The following is a 21,323-nucleotide window of genomic DNA, read 5'->3' as shown; positions in this document are numbered from 1 at the left end:
TTCATCATAAAGATAAAACCCGGTAAGTCTTTTGCCGGGTCAAAAAATATTTATTGCGTGACTAAAAGAAACATCAAGTCTTAGAGGATGCCTGAGAAGGGTATGGCAGGATGGTTTCAATCGGCAATCATCTGCAAAATTTGTAAATGTTGACCCAGGGGACTGAGGGTATTGGCGGCAATCATCCCAGACCCGGCCACTGCCGGAATGCCAATCCCCGGAAAAGTGGAATCTCCACAGCAGAAAAGTTGGGCGATGGGCGTTGTACAACCCGGAAACTGTTCTTTCCCCGCTTTTAATTCGGGGCCATAGGTACCGCGATCGCGTCTGAGGAAACGACTATGGGTGAGAGGCGTACCAACAAGGGTTAATTCCGTGCGTTGACGAATATCGGGAATCACTTTTTCTAAAGCTTGCCACAAAACCTGGGAACGTTCTTCTTTGAAAGCAGCATATTCTGGGGAACGACGGTCTAGGTTTGCCCAGGGTGTATAGTCTTCGATAGCAGGCAAATAAACGTGGATACTATGTTTTCCTGGGGGCGCTAGGCTCGGATCCAGCAGTGAAGGAATCGAAACAGCGACCACATTTTGAGCTGCATCAACTCCCCTTTCCCAGTCATCAACGATGAGGTAATGGCACTCCAAATCTTCGGGCAAATTGCTGCTGTCAATCCCTAAATGAAGGTGCATAAAACTGCGACAGGGCTGCATTTTATCGGCTCGTTTCTGCAATTTTTGGGGAATATTTTGCGGCTCAATCAACTTGAGAGTATCCCAAACAGAAGCGTTAGAAACCACTGCCCGTCGTGCTTGAAGGATTTCACCGTTGCGCAGTTGAACTCCCGTGGCTTTGCCATTATCAGTGAGGATTTTTTCCACATGGCTATTCAGGCGCAATTTGCCTCCAAATTTTTCGAGGCCCCGTACCAGAGCCGCCACGATCGCCCCACTGCCTCCCTGGGGATAATCTAAAATCACCTCCGGACGATACCAATCCGCGAACATAAAGGCCATCTCCGCGCAAATCGTACCGTTGGCTGGCAATCCAGAGAGCATAAAACAAAGCAAATCCAGCCAATTACGGATAAAGGGGTCAGTAATCACGCGATCCATCACCCGGCTAAAGGGGGCATTCAGTTGGGGAGTGTAGGGGAGATAAGGCAGGAGAGTTTTGGCATATTTACCGACGGTGCGGACAACACCAAGATCGTTACGAAAGGCCGCCAAAGGGAGTTTTGTCGCCGCTTCGCCGAGGGGACGCATGGTTTCCTGGAGCTGGCGCCATTGGGGAATCACATCAGCCTTACCGATTTGGGTCAACATTTCACAAAAGCCATCGGCTCCCACCGCCGCGCGAAAATAACCTTCGGGTAAATGGACACCCCAGGCATCGTAGGTGAGCCATTGGCAATCTTCTTCGAGGAGATCAAGGACTTGGCGCAGGGGATTGGGGGAAGGGCTGTAGGAAAGACCGGAATAAAGGGATGGCCCGGAGTCGAAATGATAACCCTGTCGGGTAAAACTGTGGGCTGCACCACCGGCGATCGCATGGCTTTCTAAGACCAAAACGTCATAACCATAACGAGCCAAAAGACCCGCACAACAAAGCCCGCCAATGCCACTACCAATGACGATTACCTCTGGATTTGCACTCATCTTCACATTTCCCCGAATACTGCTTCGACGTATGGTAAACGCCTTTAGGTGAATTTTTCGATGAGGAGGGGCGCAAAACGATTCAGGATGTAGAAAAAGACGAGGAACAGAATAATTTTATTGACCACCATATCCCAACGTTTTTTCGGGAGGGTGTGATCGGGATAGGAGAGTTTCCAGCGCCGCTTCGTAGCCGCTTTTAATAAAATTTCTGGGGTGATGGGAATGCGTTCAACCCGTTCGTAGGGAGGCTTGATCAAAAATCCGCCAAGGTTAAGGCCTGCTTCGCCGTGGTGAAAATACCAAAGGTAGCCATCGAGATCGATTTTGAATTTCTGGGCGAATTTTTCCATAAAGGTGGCACAGTCATCGGCCTGGATGTCAAAAGTGCCAAAAAGATCAGTTGTTGCGTTGAGGCGATCGCCTTCTGTTTTGGGGAGTTCTGTTTGGATGAACTGATAAATATCATCGAGGGTGGGCATGGGGTTTTTCCTCTACTGCTGGCTTAGGATCTGGTCATCAAGGCTAAAGTCAATAGCAGCCTTGTCTCGTTTGTTGGCAAGGTAATCATTTTGGAAGGAATCTTTTAAGCCGCCTACCAGATCATATTTCGGTTGCCAATCCAGGTCATTTAGGGCTTTGTGAATATCCGCCATGAAGTGCTGGGCGCGGATCGGGAAAGCCTTCCGTTTGCCGAGGTCAAATTTTTTCGGGTCATAGTAAACCAGATCCACAGCTGCTGGATCTTTCCCAGCTGCTACCGCACAGGCTTTGGCCAGTCCCGTAAAAGTGACAAAGCGATCGCCTGAAATATTGTAAATTTGTCCAATCGCTTTCGGATTCTCTAGCACCGCTGCCATGGCCGTGGCGAGATCGTAAACGTGACCAAATTGAGTAATCAGTTGTCCATCCCCAGGGATTGGAATCGGGCGATCGCGGACGATGCGGTCAAAGAACCAGGCTTCTAGATCGTTGTAATTTTTCGCGCCGTAAATGTAGGTGGGACGGATCGATGTCCAGGGCAAATCACTCTGGGCCAAATAAGCCTCCGTTTCGTGCTTCCCCTTGTGGCGACTGTTGGGATCAACGGGATCGGCTTCTTGGTGGGGCGGTTGGTCAGTGGGCAGATAAACGCCAGCGGAACTGACGTAGATAAAATGCTTCACTTTTTCAGCAAAAATTTCGGCGAGGGGCTGGGTATGGGCGAGTTCCCGGCCATTGTTATCAAAAATCGCGTCAAAGGTTTCGCCAGCCAATTTTTCCTTCAGTTGGGCGGAATCCTGGCGATCGCCAATAATTTGCCCTACCCCCGTTGGTGCCGGATGATTGCCCCGGTTAAACAGCACTACTTCGTGGCCTGCCGCCAATAAAACTTGGGTGAGATAAACCCCAATAAACCGGGTACCACCAATAATTAAAATGCGCATAATTTTTTCCCAAACAGCGATCGCCTTAAGCATTCAGTGTATCGGATGGGGTTCCAGAACTGGAGCGACGTATCAGAAAAACTCGTCTCAAGGGGTTGGCTCTTTCCGCCGTTATTTTTTGCAACAAACTGTTACATTAGAGAGGCATTTCTCAAACAAATATTTTTTTCAAAATTCCGACCCGTTGCCGTAAATTCTTCGTCCCGAACCATGTCTGAATCCCAAACCTCCCTCGACCAGGCCCCAGAAGCTACTGAACCTAAACCCAGCTATGTCAAGCTCGCCATGCGGAATATGGTGCGAAAAGGGGGTAAGTCCCTCTGGCATTTTTTCCTCACCACCGCTGGCCTGTTGGGGTTTTTCGTCACCATGGCCTACCTCACCCGTTAGATGGGGATGCAGCCCGTGCTTGAGTGTGAAATTTTTGTCGAAAATGCGTCTGGTTTAGAGCTGCCGGAATTGGCGATCGCCCCTTGGGAAAACTACCTGGAGCAGTGGCTACCGGAATTAACAGCGGCTTTACCCCCAGCCGACGGTTACGAGTTAACCCTCCGCTTTACCACTGACGCCGAAATCCACAATCTCAATCACCAATATCGCCACAAAGACCAACCCACCGACGTCCTTTCCTTTGCGGCCCTCGAAGACAACTTTGCTAGCCCCTTACCCCCTGGGGAACCGCTCTATCTGGGAGACATCATTGTTTCAGTAGAAACGGCCCAACGCCAGGCCCAGGAACGGCAGCACAGCCTCCAAACGGAACTGGGTTGGTTGGTGAGCCATGGTTTATTGCACCTGCTGGGGTGGGATCATCCCGATGAAGCCCGGTTAATTGAAATGCTCGATCGTCAAGCCGTACTCTTGCGAAACGTTCAACTTATTCCATAATGGGGTGATTCTATTGAGAGAGAAGATGACACAACACAAAAAAATCCTCTCACCCCCCGACCGGGAACGGCGATCGCTAGCCTGGAAAGTGGCCCCTGACCTCCTCGCGAGCTTCCGTTACGCTTGGCAGGGCATTGTGTACGCCACCCGCACCCAGAGAAATTTTCGGATTCACTTGGCGATCGCCGTTTTTGTGTGGACAATGTGTTGGCTGTTGTCCCTCAATTATCTAGAAATAGCGATCCTCACAGCCATGGTCGCCCTCGTGCTCGTCCTGGAGTTGCTGAATACAGCCCTCGAATCGGTGGTGGATCTCACCGTACAGCAGAGTTACCATGAGCTCGCAAAAATTGCCAAAGACTGCGCGGCGGCGGCGGTACTCATCGGGGCGATCGCCTCGGTGGCCATTGCCGGATTAATCGCTTGGCCCCACTTCCAAGCACTCCTAGAGCCTGCTATCTTAACCCCTGTAAAATCCTATTTTTTACCGCAAAAAATTTCCCTGTTTCCCTAGCTCAACCCCGCACCAATCCCCATCACTATCTAAAGGAGTGTGACCCCTTTGATCATCGTCATCGACAACTATGACAGTTTCACCTACAACCTTGTCCAATACCTCGGCGAATTAGGCAAAGAATTACCCGTGGCCCAGGACATCGAAGTGTATCGGAACGACAAAATTACCCTCGCTGAAATTCGTGCCAAACAACCTGCGGGCATCGTCATTTCGCCGGGGCCAGGCCGTCCAGAAGACGCGGGAATTTCCTTGGCGGTGATCAAAGAATTGGGCCAGGAACTTCCTATCCTTGGGGTTTGTCTGGGACACCAAAGCATCGGCCAGGTGTTTGGGGGCAAAATTATCGGTGCCGCAACCCTGATGCATGGCAAGATCTCCGCGATTCACCATGCCAACAAAGGGGTATTTGCTGGTTTAGAAAATCCATTCCCCGCCACCCGTTACCATAGCTTGGTGATCGACAAAAATAATTGTCCTGATTGTTTAGAGGTCACTGCTTGGGTGGATGACGGTACGATTATGGGCGTACAACATCGGGATTATCCCCATATCCAGGGGGTACAATTCCATCCCGAAAGTATCTTGACCACGGCAGGTAAACAGCTTTTGCGGAATTTCCTCGCTACTCTGTCGCCTGTACCGCTGCTTGTAACGAATTAGTGAGGGGCTCCCCGACATAACCATGAAACGTAGACAGTTTATTCAGACCGCAGGGATTAGTGCTTTTGGGGCGATCGCCGGCTTTTCCCTATTGCAAAAAAACGCCGTCCAAGCCCAAACCGGCAACCTTGACATCGAATGGCTGGGCCACACCTGTTTTTCCGTCAGTGGTGCGGGGACTAAGGTTCTCATTAATCCCTTCCGTGCCCTCAGTTGTACCGCAGGTTATCGGGACACATTTCCCCAAGCAGACATCGTCCTGTTAAGTAGCCAACTGTTCGACGAAGGCTATACCGATGGTTTACCCGGAGACCCCAGGATTTTGTTCCAAGCCGGACAATATCCCGTGAATAACATCACCTTTGACGGTATTAGCCTCGCCCATGCCAACATCGAACGCTATCGGGGCTGGCGTTTCCCGCCTAACATTGCCTGGAGTTGGCGCCAGGGAGGCATTAGTCTCTTGCACCTCGGCGGCGCTGGGGAAGAAGTGGACATCGATGATTTTATTTTGACCGGGGGCAGCCCAGATATTCTGATGATCCCCGTTGGGGGCACCGACGCCGACCCACAGAATATTCCCCCTAAAGGTTACACCCCAGCCCAAGCGCTCCAAGCCCTAGAGTTGCTGCGTCCCAAGATTGTTATCCCGACCCACTACAAAACAACGGCCGGGGACGACACCTGTGGGCTCCAGTCCATTGAATCCTTTTTAAACTTGGTAGACCGTAACGAAATTAAGGTGACAACGGTGGCTTCCAATCGCCTCCAGGTCAATCGAGCGGCCCTTTCCCAAGCCAATTCAGAGATTAAAGTTTTAAGCGATCGCCCCCTGTTGCGGGCCTAGGCGGATCATCATTTTTCCTGTGATTGAACAACCTCCAAAATTCTTGGGGGTTTTTTGATCGCGATGGTAAAACCTAGAAAATATTTGCGATTTATTGACCCCACCCCTGGGTATAAAGGGCAATCGAGCCTATCATTTTGGACATTGATCTGCCCTAAATTCTCGCTTATGCAATATTTTTTTCTCACCGAAGGGTGGCACATTGGCCGCGTTTGGGAACCCGGTGGCCCCTGGGATATTCTGTCCTGGCGACGTCCCCCCAAGATTCAGCGCACCAACATCGCCATGGAAAATCAAGGGGAGCGCCTCTGGCTCTACCAAGTAGACGACCCGATCCTGATGCTGGAAGTTACCCCCGATCCCACGAAGGTCAAAACCGAGAACATCGGTCAAGTGATGATCAAACGCCTCATCACCCCCGAAGAGGCGATCGCCCAATTAAACCAAGCCAACACCCTCTACAAAGACCCAACTCCAAGCCATTAGCGCCATTACATTTCCCGTAATACGCTTGCCAAGCCCTCTAACAATAGTTACACTTCTTTAAACAATCTTCCCCCTAAACCCAGCACAAACCCTTTGTATCGTAGTTTAGAGAGAAGAAAAAACGCTTAAGTCCTTGGGACAACTAGCAATAACAAAACAACTTTCTTGAGGATGCTTTGTAAACTTTTGTAAATTTTTCCGAGGAAGCTTTTATTAAAGTCTACGAAGACATTGCCGTCAAAAAGCCGTTTCAACTCAAAATCTTCCTATAGATTTGAAGTTGTTTTTCTCGGTTCAGACCAATCCTCGTTAATAATGAGAAAATATTTGGTCATAGTAGACACGATTGTTTAGGAGGAGAGTAGTCAATGGGACTACCTTGGTACCGCGTACATACAGTCGTCCTTAACGACCCAGGTCGTCTGATTTCTGTACACCTCATGCACACTGCGCTCGTCGCAGGTTGGGCTGGCTCAATGGCCCTCTATGAGCTAGCAATTTTCGATCCCAGTGATCCCGTCCTCAATCCCATGTGGCGGCAGGGCATGTTCGTACTGCCGTTCATGGCACGGTTGGGCGTAACCGGCTCCTGGAATGGCTGGGATATCACTGGTGCCGTAGGCACTAACCCTGGTTTTTGGTCCTTTGAAGGCGTCGCCGCAGCACACATCGTTCTGTCCGGTCTTCTGTTCCTCGCTGCCGTTTGGCACTGGGTTTATTGGGATCTCGATCTTTTTGTTGACTCCCGTACCGGTAAGCCTGCCCTAGACTTGCCGAAAATGTTTGGGATTCACCTGTTCCTGTCTGGTCTTCTTTGCTTCGGCTTTGGAGCCTTTCACCTCAGCGGCGTCTGGGGGCCTGGAATGTGGGTTTCTGACCCCTATGGTGTAACGGGCCATGTCCAAGCCGTTGCCCCTGACTGGGGCCCTAGTGGATTTAACCCCTTTAACCCTGGCGGTGTTGTGGCGCACCACATTGCCGCTGGTATCGTCGGGATTATTGCTGGTCTCTTCCACCTCAGTGTCCGTCCCCCTGAGCGTCTGTACAAGGCACTCCGGATGGGTAACATTGAGACGGTTTTATCCAGCAGTATCGCAGCGGTATTTTTTGCCGCATTCGTCGTCGCTGGCACCATGTGGTACGGCAACGCTACCACCCCCATCGAACTTTTCGGCCCGACCCGTTATCAGTGGGACCAGGGTTATTTCCAAAACGAAATTCAGCGCCGTGTGGATGCTGAAATTGCGTCAGGGGCAACACCTGCGGAAGCTTGGAATACAATTCCTGAAAAACTTGCTTTTTATGACTATGTCGGTAACAGCCCCGCAAAAGGTGGTTTGTTCCGTACAGGGCCGATGGATCAAGGTGATGGAATTGCTCAGTCTTGGGCCGGCCACCCTGTCTTCAAAGATGCAGAAGGTCGTGAGCTTTTTGTTCGTCGGATGCCCAACTTCTTTGAAACCTTCCCTGTGGTCATGACCGATGCGGATGGCGTCCTCCGGGCTGATATTCCATTCCGTCGTTCTGAGTCTAAGTTCTCCGTTGAACAGGCTGGGGTTACGGTTTCCTTCTTGGGTGGCGAACTCAATGGCCAAACCTTCACCGATGCTGCCACTGTCAGAAAATACGCCCGTCGTGCCCAGTTGGGTGAGCCTTTCGAGTTTGATACTGAAACCCTTGGTTCTGACGGTGTATTCCGGACGAGCCCCCGTGGTTGGTTCACTTTTGGTCACGCTGTATTTGCGCTGCTGTTCTTCTTTGGTCACATTTGGCATGGTTCTCGGACGTTGTACCGTGACGTATTTGCTGGGGTTGACCCTGAACTGGCAGAAGAGCAAGTGGAATGGGGCTTCTTCCAGAAGGTTGGTGACAAGAGTACCCGTGCTAGCTAATTAAACACAGGTATCTATTGCATCGATCGGAAAGTTTTTTCCAATAATTCATTTTGAGGAGGTTGGGCCTTTAAGCCTAGCCTCTTTTTTTTGGGGAAAATTAACTGAATTCGGGGGAGATGGTGGCGGTTTTCTACACTGGTTGCGAAAGAAGAGGATTCTGCAAAATTGAGGTATTCCCTGAATGAATTAAAAAAATATTATGTCGCTTTCTCCCAAAGCTCTTTATGATTGGTATCGCAATACCCTGCGCAATCCGAAATACCGATGGTGGATTATTTTAGGCACTTTGGCATATTTGATCAGCCCCATTGATATTTCACCGGACTTTTTCCCCATTGCGGGTCAGATTGATGATGTGATGCTGGCGACCTTGTTGATTGCGGAACTGTCCCAAATGGCCTTGGCTTTTTTCCAAGCCCGCCAACAGAGTTCCCAAGGGAAAACGACAACCCAGGGGGAAACGACGGCAACGGTAGATATCCCTTCGGTTTCGGTAGACGAATCCTAGATCAAAGCTTGTACGAGTAAAAAGGCGATCGCCGCACTGCCGACGGGCACGAGAAAATTATCAATGCCAAACTGGGCAATGCTTTCGAGCAAGGTAGAACAAAGGGCAACAACGAGGGCGATCGCCGCTTTTTGCCAAAGCATGAGGTCAAAACTGAGAAATAATAAACCGCAAATCAAGAAACCCACCCCAAACATGGTGGCGGTGCCTTCGAGGCTTTTTTTGTTGCCAAGAATTTCGTAGGGATGTTGCCCCAATTGACTACCGACCACGGCGGCCAGACCATCGCCCCAGGCCATCACCAAAATGCCGAGCACCGCAAACACAGGTTGCTGAATTGACCAAAACCACCAGATCAACACCCCCATACTAAGGGCATAGAAAAAGGTGCCGAGGCTCTGGCGACCAACGCTGTTCACGCTGGGTAAAATCGGCAGGAAGTAGGAAATCAGGGCAATTAAGCCTGCAATAAAGGCGGCAGCAATGCCAATTTCCATCGGAATATCAAACCACCAGGCGAGGAGAATGACATTACCACTGCCGATATGAACAATCTTGCGGGTCAGTTCTGGGCTTAGGTGATTTTTGCGGCTGAGACCTTCGGCGATCGCCAACAGCGCCCCCAGATAAGTGATGACCGTTCCCAGGGGCATCCGGAGGGCTGGGGAAAAGATTTCCGCGACGAGATGATTGACATCCATAAAAAATTAAGGGCGAGATTACTCCCACCCCTAAAGCACAACTTAGAAGTTACCAACTAGCGCCTCATTACAACGTTCACAAATGGTGGGATCATCCGTAAAGGTGCCCACTTGTGTGGAGTAATTCCAACAGCGATCGCATTTGTGACCGTCCGCTTTGACCACGGCGATTTGGAGCTTGCCAGCAGCCAACTCCAGGGTGTCTTGGTACTGCTGATCGTCGAGGGCTGCCGTTACAAATTCCACCTGGGAAACAAGGAGCAAATAGCGCAATTCATCCACCCGTGGGGACTCACTCAAACTGTCGGCTGGATTCAACGCTGCGAGCCAGTCTGTTAAGGCCCCATCCACATCGCGCATCAGAATTTTTGCTTCGAGGGAAGCACCGATTAATTTTTCTGTGCGGGCTTTTTCGAGGACGAGGTTCACGCCGTTGCGGATTTTGCGCAGTTCTTCCCACCGTTGGAATAAAGTTTCGTCCGCTGCCCATTGGGGATCGAGTTGATACCAACCCGCGTTAAACACCGATTGATGCTCCGTTTCGTAGGGTAAGTTCTGCCAGATATCCTCCGCCATGTGACACAATACCGGGGCGATCGCCTTGGCCAGGGTTTCAAGGATAATCGCCATTACCGTTTGACAACTGCGCCGACGGGGCGCATTCACATCGGAAATATACAGGCGATCCTTGGCAATATCGAGATAGAAATTCGAGAGATCCACCACACAAAAATTTTGCACCTTTTGGAAGAATTTAAAGAATTGGAATTCCTCAAAAGCTTCTGTAACTTCTGTAAAAACATTGTGGGTTTGATGCAAAATATATTTGTCTAATTCCGGTAAATCACTGTAAGCAACTGCATCTTTCGCTGGATCAAAATCATGGATATTTCCTAATAAGAAACGGGCTGTATTGCGAATTTTGCGATAAACATCCGCCAACTGTTTCAGAATTGTTTGGCCAATGGGCACATCTGAAGAGTAGTCTACCGAAGAAACCCATAACCGCAGCACATCCGCACCGTAGGGTGGTTCGGTTTTTGGTTTTTGCCGCCATTGATAATGATATTGGGATCAACGACATTCCCCAGGGATTTACTCATTTTGTAGCCCTTTTCATCGAGCACAAAACCGTGGGTTAATACCGTTTTATAGGGGGCCACATTATTGACAGCCACACTGGTTAAAAGACTCGACTGGAACCAACCCCGATGCTGGTCAGAACCTTCTAAATACAGATCCACAGGATAATTTAAGCCGTCCCGTTGTTTGGCCACAGCCGCCCAGGAAGAACCCGAATCAAACCACACATCCATGGTATCGGTGCCCTTGCGATAGCTACGGCCATTGTTGCAATATTCCTCCGGTAAAAGCTCCTCGACCGAACGTTTCCACCAAGCGTCAGAACCTTCCTTGGCGATAATTTCTTTAACGTGGTTAATGGTGGTTTCATTTAACAATGCTTCCCCGGTTTCCTCGTCGTAAAAAACAGGAATGGGGACACCCCAATTGCGTTGCCGGGAAATACACCAATCACTGCGATCGCCTACCATCGCCGTAATCCGATTTTCCCCCTGGGCGGGAATCCACCGCACCCCCTTAATTGCTTTGAGGGCTTCATCGCGGAACCCTTCGACGGAGGCAAACCACTGTTCTGTGGCCCGGAAAATCGTCGGTTTTTTGGTGCGCCAATCGTAGGGATATTTGTGTTGGTAGGCTTCTTGCTTTAAAAGGGCGCGTTTTTCCGTTAAAGCTGTGATAATTGCGTCGTTAGCCCCGTTGAGGACATTTAAGCCCGCAAACTCGCCTGCTTCCTCGGTTAAAGTTCCTTCTGCATCTACTGGGGAAAGGATCGGTAACCCATATTTCTGGCCTGTGATGTAGTCCTCCTGACCATGGCCCGGCGCGGTATGGACGAGGCCCGTCCCAGATTCCGTTGTGATGTAATCACCACCAGCGACCACCGGACTTTGACGATCATAAAGGGGATGCTGATAGGTGCAATGTTCGAGAATTTCCCCTTTAAAACTGGTTTTAATCGTTAAGGCAGCGTCAAAGGTTTTCGTTAAACTTTCTGTGAGATCCTTGGCCACCACTAAATATTTCTGAGCGCACAGGCTGCCATCGGTTTCGACAACAGCATATTCCAGGGCCGGGTTGATCGCCACAGCTAGGTTACCCGGCAATGTCCAAGGGGTTGTTGTCCAAATCGCCACGCCCAAACTATCGGCAAACTCGCCTAAAACAGCTTTCGCTTCCGGGCTTAGATCCGTGATCGGAAAAGAGACGTAGATACTTTGGGAAGTGTGGCCTTCGGGATATTCGAGTTCTGCCTCGGCGAGGGCCGTTTGGGAACTCGGACTCCAATGGACGGGTTTTAGACCCCGGTAGATGTAGCCTTTGAGGGCCATGTCGCCAAATACGCCGATTTGAGCCGCTTCATATTCTGGGGTGAGGGTGAGATAAGGGTTTTCCCAGTCGCCCCAAACGCCATAGCGTTGAAATCCGGCTGCTTGGGCTTTTTGGGTTTTGAGGGCAAAGTCACGGGCTTTGTAGCGGAGTTTGAGGGGCGTGAGATTTTGCCGGGCATCGGCACTGAGGTTTTGCAGTACCTTTAATTCGATGGGTAAACCGTGACAATCCCAACCGGGGACATAGTGGGTTTTGTAGCCTTGTAGGAGCTTGTACTTATTGATGATGTCCTTCAGTACCTTGTTCAGGGCATGGCCCATGTGGAGGTCACCGTTGGCGTAGGGGGGGCCATCATGCAGCGTAAAGAAGTCTTTGGGGTTATTTTGCGCTAATTCTTCATAAATGCGGTTTTCTTGCCAGAATTTTTGGATTTCTGGCTCTTTTTGGGGAGCATTCGCCCGCATATTAAAGGTGGTTTTCGGCAAATTAACGGTATTTTTGTAGCTCTTTGCGTCTGTCACGGTGGCTGTGGTGGCTGATGTTTACAAATGTTTGCTATGGCTGATTTTAACTTGCCAGGGCTTGTCCCGTGAATCTCGGTGAAAAAAGGCGATCGCCAACGTCTTGGGATTCATTAAATAGAATGGAGGGTGATCGGCAAGGGGAGATAAAGTGATGCTGACGAAACAACGGGCGGATCGGGTGCTGTTGAGTAATATCAGTTGGCAGCAGTTTGAAAATATTCTGCGGGATCTGGGAGAAACTCGTGCTAGCCGTGTGGCCTACTGCGATGGAGCTTTAGAAATTATGACGCCCCTCCCTGAACATGAATTTTATAAAGAGACGATTGGTGATGCGATCAAAGATTGCGCTGACGAGCTAGAAATTGATTACGAAAGTCTTGGCTCGACGACCTGGCGTAAACCAGCGGCCAAAGCGGGCCTAGAGCCGGACAACTGTTTTTACTTCCAGCATGAGCCGTTAATTCGGGGCCAGTTGGACTATGACCTGAGTAAAGATCCGCCCCCTGATTTGGCTTTAGAAATTGAACTGACCAGCCGATCCCTCGAACGGTTTCCCATCTATGCGCGCTTGGGGGTGCCGGAAATTTGGAGCTATGAAGACGGCAAAATTACTATTTATCTCCTTGACCAGGGAGAATATCGCGTTTCTGAAACAAGTCTAGCCCTGCCGCAAGTTTCCGTGACGCAAATGATGGCTTTGATCGAAGAAAATCGTCCCCTAGGCCGTCGGGCGATCCGCCGCGCCATTCGGGAGTGGGCCAGGACTCTTTAGGGGAATGGGGAGCCATATTCTAGGTAGAAGCCGCCACATGTTTATGTATTGCTCAATGGCTAAGATAAGCATGAATTTCATCAACTTCCATTTCCTGAGGATGTTTTTTCTGATAAAAATAGATAAAGTCCAGAATTTAATGTAAATCGCTTTTTTCTGTGGCACGACTCATAAATCGAAGCGCACGATTCACCTCATTGAGCAGAGGTGATTCTGAGGGTTTATACATTGTTAAAAACCACAAACAGGTTCGACATTAGACCGGCCGTCTACTTGAACCATTAAGATTTTTATTCCCTTTCGTTACTGTCTCAAAGGCTTGCAGTACTATCCCCCTTATACGAGATGACTATACTGCGAGGTGCAGTGCCATTCTTAGTTAGACGGCAGGAAGAGTTAGTCATGAATTTAAAACGAAGTAGTTTGAAGCTGGTTGTGGCTCTCTCCGCGATTTGCTATGCAGTTTGCGCCTCCGCACAAAGTGCGACAGTAAAAAAAAACATCTCAGGAAACGAAGATAGTTTGGGTTTTTGGGCAATTCGGATCACATCGAACCAGTTCGCCTGGGTTAATCGGCAGGAAGTCTTCTGGGTTAACGCTGACGGTGAGACTGGTTACGCGGATCTATCTGCCAGAAGCCTCGCTATGCCTTGCAGGGGGGCCGCGGATACGGACTTGCTCGTTAAGATTGAGTCGAGTTTGATCGAACTGCTATCAGAGGCGGATCAGCCAGTGCCAGGATGCTTAGACTGTGGCGAATACCAAGTTCTCATCGGATATGGCGACGAGGGGAGTTTGCAATTCTTAGAGCGACGCTTGAGTCCATTGCAATTCTACATTGGAGAAGGGTCGGTTCTAGGCGATCTAAGCGGTCTAAGGGATCAGCTAATTGAAACCTGTTCCATACAAGAAGAAAATGAGATATAACGTTAGCGTGCTGCCGTCTAAACCCGACGTTATCTCCTCGATCAAGGAAACTTATCGTATTTTCACAACGAGTTCAGCTCTGCCGCAAGTTTCCGTGACGACAATGATGGCCTTCATTAATTGAAGAAAATCGCCCTTTGGAAGATCAGGCCATGCAGGAGTGGGCAAACACTTCCTAGAATTGGCCAAAACTTGCTTAATCATTGAGGACTGTTACGTTTCAGTAAAGGAAAGGGGGCGATCGCCTAAACTATTCAGAAGCAATTTTTCATCTGGATTTTATTTTTGCCAACTATGTTCCCTTCTAGCCGCCCCCGTCGCCTTCGCCAAAGTGAGTCGCTTCGCCGCATGGTGCGGGAAAATACCTTTACGGCCAACGATTTGATCTATCCCCTCTTTGCAGTGCCCGGAGAGGCGATCGCCAACGAAGTAAAGTCGATGCCCGGCGTTTATCAACTGTCCATCGACAAAATTGTCACCGAGGCCAAGGAAGTTTGGGAACTGGGCATTCCGGCGGTGATTTTGTTTGGCATTCCCCCCGAAAAAGATAACGATGCAACGGGGGCTTGGCACGATTGCGGCATTGTCCAAAAGGCAACCACGGCGATCAAGGAAGCGATCCCCGAAATGACCGTCATTAATGACACTTGCCTCTGTGAATATACGCCCCACGGTCACTGCGGTTACCTGCAAACGGGGGATTTAACCGGACGCGTCTTAAATGATCCCACCCTCGAACTGCTGAAAAAAACCGCTGTGTCCCAGGCCAAAGCTGGCGCCGATATCATTGCCCCTTCTGGGATGATGGATGGTTTTGTCGCGGCCATTCGGGAAGGTTTAGATGAAGCTGGTTTTACCCAGATTCCGATCATGGGCTATTCCGCAAAATATGCCTCCGCTTACTATGGCCCCTTCCGGGATGTGGCCGAATCTGCCCCCCAATTTGGCGATCGCCGCACCTACCAAATGGATCCGGGCAATGGCCGCGAAGCCCTCAAGGAAGTGGAACTCGACATCCTCGAAGGGGTAGATTTTGTCATGGTCAAACCGGCCCTCGCCTACATGGATATTATTTGGCGCGTCAAGGAAATGACCAACCTGCCCGTCGCCGCCTACAACGTGTCTGGGGAATATTCCATGGTGAAAGCCGCCGCCTTAAATGATTGGATTGACGAGAAAAAAGTTGTCCTCGAAACCCTCACGAGCTTTAAACGAGCGGGCGCAGATTTGATTCTCACCTACCACGCTAAAGACGCTGTGCGCTGGTTAGCAGAGTAAGTTTTGGCCTGGGGTATATTTTCCCCGAACAAACAAATGAATGAATCATGGGGACGCTTTTCAGTTGTCCCCTTTTTTGTGATCAAAAAAAGCCCCGTAGGATGTACGGAGCCAAATTTTTTTCGGGAACATCAACAACTATTCCACCTCGAAGCTACCACCCCAAGGCCCATAACTAGAGGTTATGATGCCGTTGCGTTCTGTGCCGACAAAATCCGTTTGGGAACCCAGCACTTTGACCGTCACATTGCCCCCAGTCGTTGGTTCTACCAGACCTGCGTGGACAGCAGCCGTACAGATGGAGGAGCCATCGCTGTAGATATCCGTGCCCCAAATTTTTTCTGTGGGTTGTCCCGCCGGACAAATCACGCTGAGGGTCTGGCCTATTTGGCTCCGCAGACCAAGCATTCCTGGGGTTGTTTCCCAGTCAATGGCCCGGACTTTGGCCGTTTGGGTGCTGGGCTGGTGGTGGCTGATCTGGGTAGTGGGTTGGTGGTGGGCCACGGTCGGCACGGGATCATGGTGGGCAAGGGTGGCAACGGGGGCGATCGCCAACCCCAAAAACACACAACTGCCAAGGGTCAAATACTTCATCGCAAACAATTACTCTAGAAAACACAGACAAAGATTATGCTTTGCCGCTAAGAAAACAGAACACTCTTTCTCAAAGTTTAAGTCCAAGCCTGATCCACTGCCATATTTGCTTCGGGGTGAATGTAGGCGGGCTTTTCTTTGCGGGGTAGCTGACCCGATAAAACGAGGTGGGCCATGGTGTCACAAATCACCCGCGTCGCCATCAGGGATGTAATATCACTAATGTCATAGGGCGGTGAAACTTCGACGATTTCCAAACCACAGACGGGGGCCTTCCGGACAATTTTACCGAGGAGAGCGAGGGCTTCCCTGGGTAATAAACCGCCTGGTTCTGGCCAACCCGTGCCGGGGACAAATCCCGCATCAATGCAGTCAATGTCAAAGCTGATATAAACACAATCGGTACCATCTAGGGCACGCTCTAGGGCAAACTCCGCCGCCGCATCGATACCCATTTCGGTAATATCAGTCACCGTGAGAATATTGGTCGCCCGTTCGCGACAAACCTTGACCCCTTGCCGGGGCACCTGCCAACCGCCAATCCCCAACTGCACCAGATTTTTGGCGGGAGCATTGGCCATGTTAGTGGCGTGGAACCAAGGACAGGTGTGCATCCGCTCGTCTAAATCTGTTTCCTGGGTATCCACATGGCGGTCAAAGTGAATAATGCCTACTTTTTTATCGCCTAAATGCCGACAAACCCCCCGCACCGTGGGAAAGCCGATGGAATGGTCGCCGCCGAGAATAATCGGGAAGGCACCGGAACTAAACACATGGGCGACCCCTTTAGAAATTTGATCAAAGGATTTTTCGTTATTGGCCGGAATCGTAAAGACATCCCCCACATCACAGAGGGTAATTTGCTCCCGCAGATCAATGCCCATCTCAAAGTTGTAGGGCGTGTAGAGGGCAGAGATTCGGCGAATCCCCTGGGGGCCAAAGCGAGTACCAGGGCGATAGGTGGTACCAGAATCATGGGGTACGCCAAGGATCGCCACGTCATATTCACCGACCTTGCGGACATCTTCGAGGTAAGGGGCCTTCAGGAAAGTATTAATCCCGGCATAGTGGGGCAGTTCTCCCCGGGAAAAAGTCGGAATGCTGCGGTCTTTGATACTGGCGGCAGCTTCGAGGCCGTATTCCAGGCCCCGGTCTACTTCCTGTTGCCAACCGGTGAGGGGGAGGTGGGATTCTTTTTCGAGGGCTGCTTGGGCTTCGCTGGGGGGACGAAAATTCGGTTGTTCACTCATGGTGATCGGGCCTTTCTTGGGACGAATTTAGTTAACGATAGCAGTAACCAAGCAAATTCTTGGTTTTTGGGCAAATTACGCAAGATAGCTTTGCATTTTATGGGGTCTGTACTGCTTCTACGGGGACTTCACGCATTAGTTGCATCACATGGTATTTGTAATCGATAAATTCCGGCGATCGCTTTATTTCGTCGCCGTGGTGGTGGGAAAAATCTACCTTTAATTCTTCTTTGATACGTCCCGGATGGGCTGCCATGACGTAGATCCGTTGACCAAGAAAAATGGCTTCTTCGACATCGTGGGTAATCAGAAGAATACTGGTTTCGGTTTGCTCCCAAATTTCTAGGAGAAATTGCTGCATATTTTCTTTGGTGAGAACATCCAAGGCCCCAAAGGGTTCATCCATCAACAAAATCTTTGGTTGGGACGCGAGGGCGCGGGCGATCGCCACCCGTTGTTTCATCCCCCCAGAAAGCTGTTTTGGCAATGCTTCTTGAAAAGGCCCTAAACCGACCACATTGAGGTAGTAATAGGCCCGTTCGTAACGTTCTTTTTTCGGTACCCCCTGCAATTTCAAGCCAAAGGTGACATTCTCCAAAACAGAGAGCCAAGGATAAAGGGTATAGCGTTGAAAAACCATGCCCCGGTCAGCCCCAGGCCCAATAATTTCTTGTTGATCGACAGTCACTTTGCCAGCACTTTGGGTTTCGAGGCCCGCGATAATTCTCAAGAGGGTGGATTTCCCCGAACCAGAGGCGCCAACCACACAGACAAATTCGCCCCCTTCTACGTGGAGGTTGATATTTTGGAGGGCCATAATTTTCCCGTGGCGGGTTTGGAAAAATTTATGGATTTGATCAACTTCTAAATGCATGATGTTTCTAGTCGAGAGACCAGCGGCAGAGGAATCTTTGGAGCCAAATAAAACAGAGGTCAATGAGGAGACCAATTAAGCCAATCACAATTAAGCCAGCGAAAATTTGGTCGGTATTTAAAAATCTTTGGGCAACACTAATGCGCCGACCTAATCCTTCTGTGGCAGCCACCAATTCGGAGACAATCACCAGGTTCCAAGAGGCGGCAATATTTACCCGACCAGCATCAATAATTTTCGGCAAAATGTAGGGAAAAATTACGCCGATCACGATTTGGGGCCGATTTCCTCCTAGGGTATAGGTGGCCTCAATCAATTCCTTGGGCACAAATTTTACTGCATCCATAATCATCAAGGTATTGAAGAAAAGCGTGCCGATAAAAATCAATAAAACCTTGGGAATTTCCCCCACACCAAAATATAAAACTAACAGGGGAATAAAAGCAGGTGCTGGCATATAACGAACAATGCCAATGATCGGCTCACACAGTGCCCGGATACTGGCAAAGGCTCCCATCAAAATGCCCAAAGGAATCGAAATAATCACCGCAAGGCCAAATCCCGTCAGTACCCGCAAAACGCTGTAAATAATGTCTTTTTGGAGGTCACCGCTGGCCCATAAATTGGCGATCGCCTCCCAGACAGCCATGGGGGTCGGTAGAAAGAGCGGCTTAACCCAGCCCTGGCTGGAGATAATCCCCCACAAAATGAGAGGCAAAAGAATCGAAACAGACATCAACAGCCAGCGTAGCTTTTGGGGAATTCCAGAGGTAATATCCCAAAATAAGGAGGGCTTGAGCATCCGAAAAGATGGCTTGATAACGGGCGCTTTAGTCATGGCGATCGCCAAAATAATGGATTTTAAAAAATCCCCCCGGCATTAGGAGACCGAGGGGGACAAAAAGCTACTGTTTTTCTGCATAGGCTCTGACAAAAGAAGGGTCAAATAAACCACTGAGATCCGCTGGGGTTGTAATCAAACCTGCATCCACCAGGAAAGTATTAATTTCCTGGGCAGCGTAATTTAGGGAAACCATACTTTCTTCCGTAGACTCAAAAGCCGTTAGATTATCTTCAAGACTAAAGATCGTCGTTCCCGCATCGTATTCTTGATATTCTTCGACAGAGACATTGGCCCGCGCCGCCATAATTTCTAGGGCTTCTTCTGGGTTTTCTTCAATGAAATCTAGCACCGCAAACCAAGTATCCACTAAGCCTTGGACAGCTTCAGGGTTATTTTGGATTAACTCGCGACTAACCACTAAATGGTCAGGAATTGCCCCCGGAAAATCCGCCGAAGAAATGAGGGTTTTACTGCCTTCCCGCTCTAAAGCCTGGGTCGTAAAAGGAGCAAAAGCGCCCACTGCATCTACTTGACCCGCCACAAAGGCAGCGGCGGCAGCTCCTGTTTCTAAGGGCTTAATAATCACATCATCCGGGCCAAGACCTGCTTCCTGGAGGGCCAGCAATAAGAGAAAATGATCGACGGTGCCCTCTTCAATGGCGATGGTTTTTCCCTGTAAATCCTCGATGGTATTAATGCCTTCGCTGACGATGATTTGGTCATTTCCCGTGGAGTTATCATTCACCAAAACAATCACTTGTTCAGAACCCGCTGCCACCGAGCTGATTGTGTCATTTAGGGTTTGGGTATTTGCGTCTAGCTGTCCCGCCGCAAAAGCATTAATCGAGTCTAAATAGCCATCGAACCAAGTTAGATTTACATCAACACCATTTGCTTCAAATATGCCTTTTTCTGCGGCAATTTGCCAAGGAAACCAGCCGGGCCATGCACTAAAACCGAGGGTAATTGTTTCTGTTTCCGCTGTTTGGGTCTCCGGTGCTTCACCTGTTGTTGTGGGTGGTGTACTTTGGCAACCGGCGGTTAAGGCAAGACCCGCACAAAAGAGCGCCGGTCGGATCAGAACACTGGGCAGTTTTAGCATAGGAAAATGACAAGAATAAACGCAAGGGATCAATTCAAAGGCGATCGCATCTTGCCTGTTGTTTATCCTGTTTTTAGACAAATTATGCTGTAACTTTCATTACATCTTCTCGATGACAACTTTTTTTAACCCAGTCATACCAAGTTTCTAAACCTTCTCCAGTCTGGGCAGAAACGGGAATAATACTTGCGTGGGAATTCATTTGCCGGACATTATCAATAATCCGCTGGACATCAATTTTTAGGTAAGGAACAAGGTCAATTTTTGTAACCAATAAACAATCCGCCTCTTGGAACATGACGGGATATTTTAAGGGTTTATCTTCTCCTTCTGTCACACTAAGGAGAGCAATTTTTGCATGTTCACCCACTTCAAATTCGGCGGGACAAACGAGATTGCCCACATTTTCGACAAGCAATAGATCAAAATCATTTGGATCATATTCCTGTTCGAGGCGATGGAGGCCCCCAGAAACCATTTTGGCGTCTAAATGACAGGAACGACCGGTATTAATGGGGATCACAGGCACGCCGTATTGACGCAGCCGTTCTGCATCGAGTTCTGTGGTCATGTCCCCTTCGATGACGGCCATTTTAAGGTCATCTTTCAGGGCAGCCAGGGTTTTTTCAAGGAGAACAGTTTTGCCTGCGCCAGGGCTACTCATCACATTGAGACAGGTCAGGCCCCAGGCGTCAAAATGTTCACGGTTATGGTCAGCGAGGTCTTGGTTAGCATGGAGGAGGTTGACCCCCAGGGCAGCGTCAAAGGTCTGGTGCATGGTGATTGATTCCTAGGAATGGAGGGTTAAAGGGGCGTATTCAATGCGGTCGATTTTCAGCTCACGACCGGAGCGAATATCATCCATGGGCTGATGACAGTCTGGGCAAGAATATTGCAGACTAAGGTTGGGGGCATATTCCTGTTGGCAGGTGTGGCAGTAGGCGATTAGAGGCGTTTCTTGGATGACCAGGGCAACCCCATCGAGAAACGTACCTTTGGTTTGGGCGGCAAAGGTGAATTCTAAGCTGACGGGTTCAACGCAGGTAAACTGCCCCACGATGAGATGGACTTTTTCGATCTTGACGGGTTCGGGATGGCTCTCCTGCCAATCTTTAATGGTCAAGATCAGTGCCTTGGTCATGTCCACTTCATGCATTGC

Annotated in this window: 22 protein-coding genes and 1 pseudogene; 11 read left to right on the top strand and 12 right to left on the bottom strand. The window is 49.7% G+C overall.

Features of this window, described 5'->3' with window-relative positions:
- Positions 1 to 116: 116 nt before the first annotated feature.
- From AACR41_RS05430 to AACR41_RS05420, 3 genes are read right to left on the bottom strand one after another with little or no spacing between them, the layout of a single operon-like run.
- Positions 117 to 1,658, bottom strand: coding sequence for a phytoene desaturase family protein (locus tag AACR41_RS05430; protein ID WP_030007520.1), 1,542 nt, complete (start codon positions 1,656 to 1,658; stop codon positions 117 to 119).
- A gap of 44 nt (positions 1,659 to 1,702) precedes the next feature.
- Complete coding sequence (locus AACR41_RS05425; protein ID WP_030007519.1) at positions 1,703 to 2,140, bottom strand: DUF1493 family protein; 438 nt, start codon at positions 2,138 to 2,140, stop codon at positions 1,703 to 1,705.
- 12 nt (positions 2,141 to 2,152) lie between these two features.
- Positions 2,153 to 3,085, bottom strand: coding sequence for an NAD-dependent epimerase/dehydratase family protein (locus AACR41_RS05420; protein WP_030007518.1), 933 nt, complete (start codon positions 3,083 to 3,085; stop codon positions 2,153 to 2,155).
- A gap of 210 nt (positions 3,086 to 3,295) precedes the next feature.
- Here AACR41_RS05420 and AACR41_RS05415 point away from each other — a divergent pair, with 210 nt between their 5' ends.
- From AACR41_RS05415 to AACR41_RS05380, 8 genes are all read left to right on the top strand, one after another.
- On the top strand, positions 3,296 to 3,475 hold the full coding sequence (locus AACR41_RS05415) for a DUF3285 domain-containing protein (RefSeq protein WP_030007517.1): 180 nt from the start codon (positions 3,296 to 3,298) through the stop codon (positions 3,473 to 3,475).
- Entirely contained in the window at positions 3,476 to 3,973 is a 498-nt protein-coding gene (gene ybeY, locus AACR41_RS05410) for an rRNA maturation RNase YbeY (RefSeq protein WP_445260542.1), read from the top strand. It begins immediately after the preceding gene.
- Positions 3,974 to 3,998: 25 nt separating this feature from the next.
- Complete coding sequence (locus AACR41_RS05405; RefSeq protein WP_030007515.1) at positions 3,999 to 4,487, top strand: diacylglycerol kinase family protein; 489 nt, start codon at positions 3,999 to 4,001, stop codon at positions 4,485 to 4,487.
- A 48-nt stretch (positions 4,488 to 4,535) separates the two neighbouring features.
- Positions 4,536 to 5,150: an anthranilate synthase component II gene (locus AACR41_RS05400; RefSeq protein WP_030007514.1), complete on the top strand. Its 615-nt coding sequence runs from the start codon at positions 4,536 to 4,538 to the stop codon at positions 5,148 to 5,150.
- A gap of 22 nt (positions 5,151 to 5,172) precedes the next feature.
- Positions 5,173 to 5,997: an MBL fold metallo-hydrolase gene (locus AACR41_RS05395; RefSeq protein WP_030007513.1), complete on the top strand. Its 825-nt coding sequence runs from the start codon at positions 5,173 to 5,175 to the stop codon at positions 5,995 to 5,997.
- A gap of 168 nt (positions 5,998 to 6,165) precedes the next feature.
- Positions 6,166 to 6,483 carry a hypothetical protein gene (locus AACR41_RS05390; protein ID WP_030007512.1) on the top strand — a complete coding sequence of 106 codons (318 nt, stop codon included), beginning with the start codon at positions 6,166 to 6,168 and terminating at the stop codon, positions 6,481 to 6,483.
- 368 nt (positions 6,484 to 6,851) lie between these two features.
- Positions 6,852 to 8,375: a photosystem II chlorophyll-binding protein CP47 gene (gene psbB / locus AACR41_RS05385; RefSeq protein ID WP_012307371.1), complete on the top strand. Its 1,524-nt coding sequence runs from the start codon at positions 6,852 to 6,854 to the stop codon at positions 8,373 to 8,375.
- Positions 8,376 to 8,577: 202 nt separating this feature from the next.
- Positions 8,578 to 8,886, top strand: coding sequence for a YkvA family protein (locus AACR41_RS05380; RefSeq protein WP_030007511.1), 309 nt, complete (start codon positions 8,578 to 8,580; stop codon positions 8,884 to 8,886).
- On the opposite strand, the gene AACR41_RS05375 is transcribed toward AACR41_RS05380, so the two are convergent.
- Both AACR41_RS05375 and ileS read right to left on the bottom strand, forming a co-directional pair.
- A complete protein-coding gene (locus AACR41_RS05375; RefSeq protein WP_030007510.1) occupies positions 8,883 to 9,587 on the bottom strand; it encodes a diacylglycerol/polyprenol kinase family protein in 705 nt (234 codons plus the stop codon). The two genes, AACR41_RS05380 and AACR41_RS05375, sit on opposite strands and share 4 nt — an antisense overlap.
- A 42-nt stretch (positions 9,588 to 9,629) precedes the next feature.
- Positions 9,630 to 12,520 (bottom strand): annotated as a pseudogene (gene ileS, locus AACR41_RS05370) (isoleucine--tRNA ligase).
- 154 nt (positions 12,521 to 12,674) lie between these two features.
- On the opposite strand from ileS, the gene AACR41_RS05365 reads away from it, so the two are divergent.
- From AACR41_RS05365 to hemB, 3 genes are all read left to right on the top strand, one after another.
- Positions 12,675 to 13,295, top strand: a complete 621-nt coding sequence (locus tag AACR41_RS05365) for a Uma2 family endonuclease (protein ID WP_030007509.1) — start codon at positions 12,675 to 12,677, stop codon at positions 13,293 to 13,295.
- Positions 13,296 to 13,697: 402 nt separating this feature from the next.
- Entirely contained in the window at positions 13,698 to 14,222 is a 525-nt protein-coding gene (locus AACR41_RS05360; RefSeq protein ID WP_030007508.1) for a hypothetical protein, read from the top strand.
- A 294-nt stretch (positions 14,223 to 14,516) separates the two neighbouring features.
- Entirely contained in the window at positions 14,517 to 15,500 is a 984-nt protein-coding gene (hemB, locus tag AACR41_RS05355) for a porphobilinogen synthase (protein ID WP_030007507.1), read from the top strand.
- 138 nt (positions 15,501 to 15,638) lie between these two features.
- On the opposite strand, the gene AACR41_RS05350 is transcribed toward hemB, so the two are convergent.
- From AACR41_RS05350 to hypA, 7 genes are all read right to left on the bottom strand, one after another.
- Complete coding sequence (locus tag AACR41_RS05350) at positions 15,639 to 16,094, bottom strand: LCCL domain-containing protein (RefSeq protein ID WP_152551010.1); 456 nt, start codon at positions 16,092 to 16,094, stop codon at positions 15,639 to 15,641.
- A gap of 77 nt (positions 16,095 to 16,171) precedes the next feature.
- Complete coding sequence (locus AACR41_RS05345; RefSeq protein ID WP_012307363.1) at positions 16,172 to 17,344, bottom strand: agmatinase family protein; 1,173 nt, start codon at positions 17,342 to 17,344, stop codon at positions 16,172 to 16,174.
- A gap of 97 nt (positions 17,345 to 17,441) precedes the next feature.
- Entirely contained in the window at positions 17,442 to 18,218 is a 777-nt protein-coding gene (locus tag AACR41_RS05340; RefSeq protein WP_030007505.1) for an ABC transporter ATP-binding protein, read from the bottom strand.
- 7 nt (positions 18,219 to 18,225) lie between these two features.
- Entirely contained in the window at positions 18,226 to 19,056 is an 831-nt protein-coding gene (locus tag AACR41_RS05335) for an ABC transporter permease (protein WP_030007504.1), read from the bottom strand.
- A gap of 67 nt (positions 19,057 to 19,123) precedes the next feature.
- Positions 19,124 to 20,164: an ABC transporter substrate-binding protein gene (locus tag AACR41_RS05330; protein ID WP_030007503.1), complete on the bottom strand. Its 1,041-nt coding sequence runs from the start codon at positions 20,162 to 20,164 to the stop codon at positions 19,124 to 19,126.
- Positions 20,165 to 20,246: 82 nt separating this feature from the next.
- Positions 20,247 to 20,942 carry a hydrogenase nickel incorporation protein HypB gene (gene hypB, locus AACR41_RS05325; RefSeq protein ID WP_045442175.1) on the bottom strand — a complete coding sequence of 232 codons (696 nt, stop codon included), beginning with the start codon at positions 20,940 to 20,942 and terminating at the stop codon, positions 20,247 to 20,249.
- Positions 20,943 to 20,954: 12 nt separating this feature from the next.
- The gene (hypA, locus tag AACR41_RS05320) at positions 20,955 to 21,320 is read right to left on the bottom strand and encodes a hydrogenase maturation nickel metallochaperone HypA (RefSeq protein ID WP_030007501.1); all 366 of its coding nucleotides are present in this window, start codon (positions 21,318 to 21,320) and stop codon (positions 20,955 to 20,957) included.
- Positions 21,321 to 21,323 lie beyond the last annotated feature (3 nt).

Origin of the sequence: Picosynechococcus sp. NKBG042902 (genome assembly GCF_963864045.1) — a bacterium.
In the GTDB taxonomy this organism is placed as follows: domain Bacteria; phylum Cyanobacteriota; class Cyanobacteriia; order Cyanobacteriales; family MRBY01; genus MRBY01.
The sequence above is the reverse complement of the archived record's forward strand: the minus strand, read 5'-3'. Positions and strand labels throughout refer to the sequence as shown.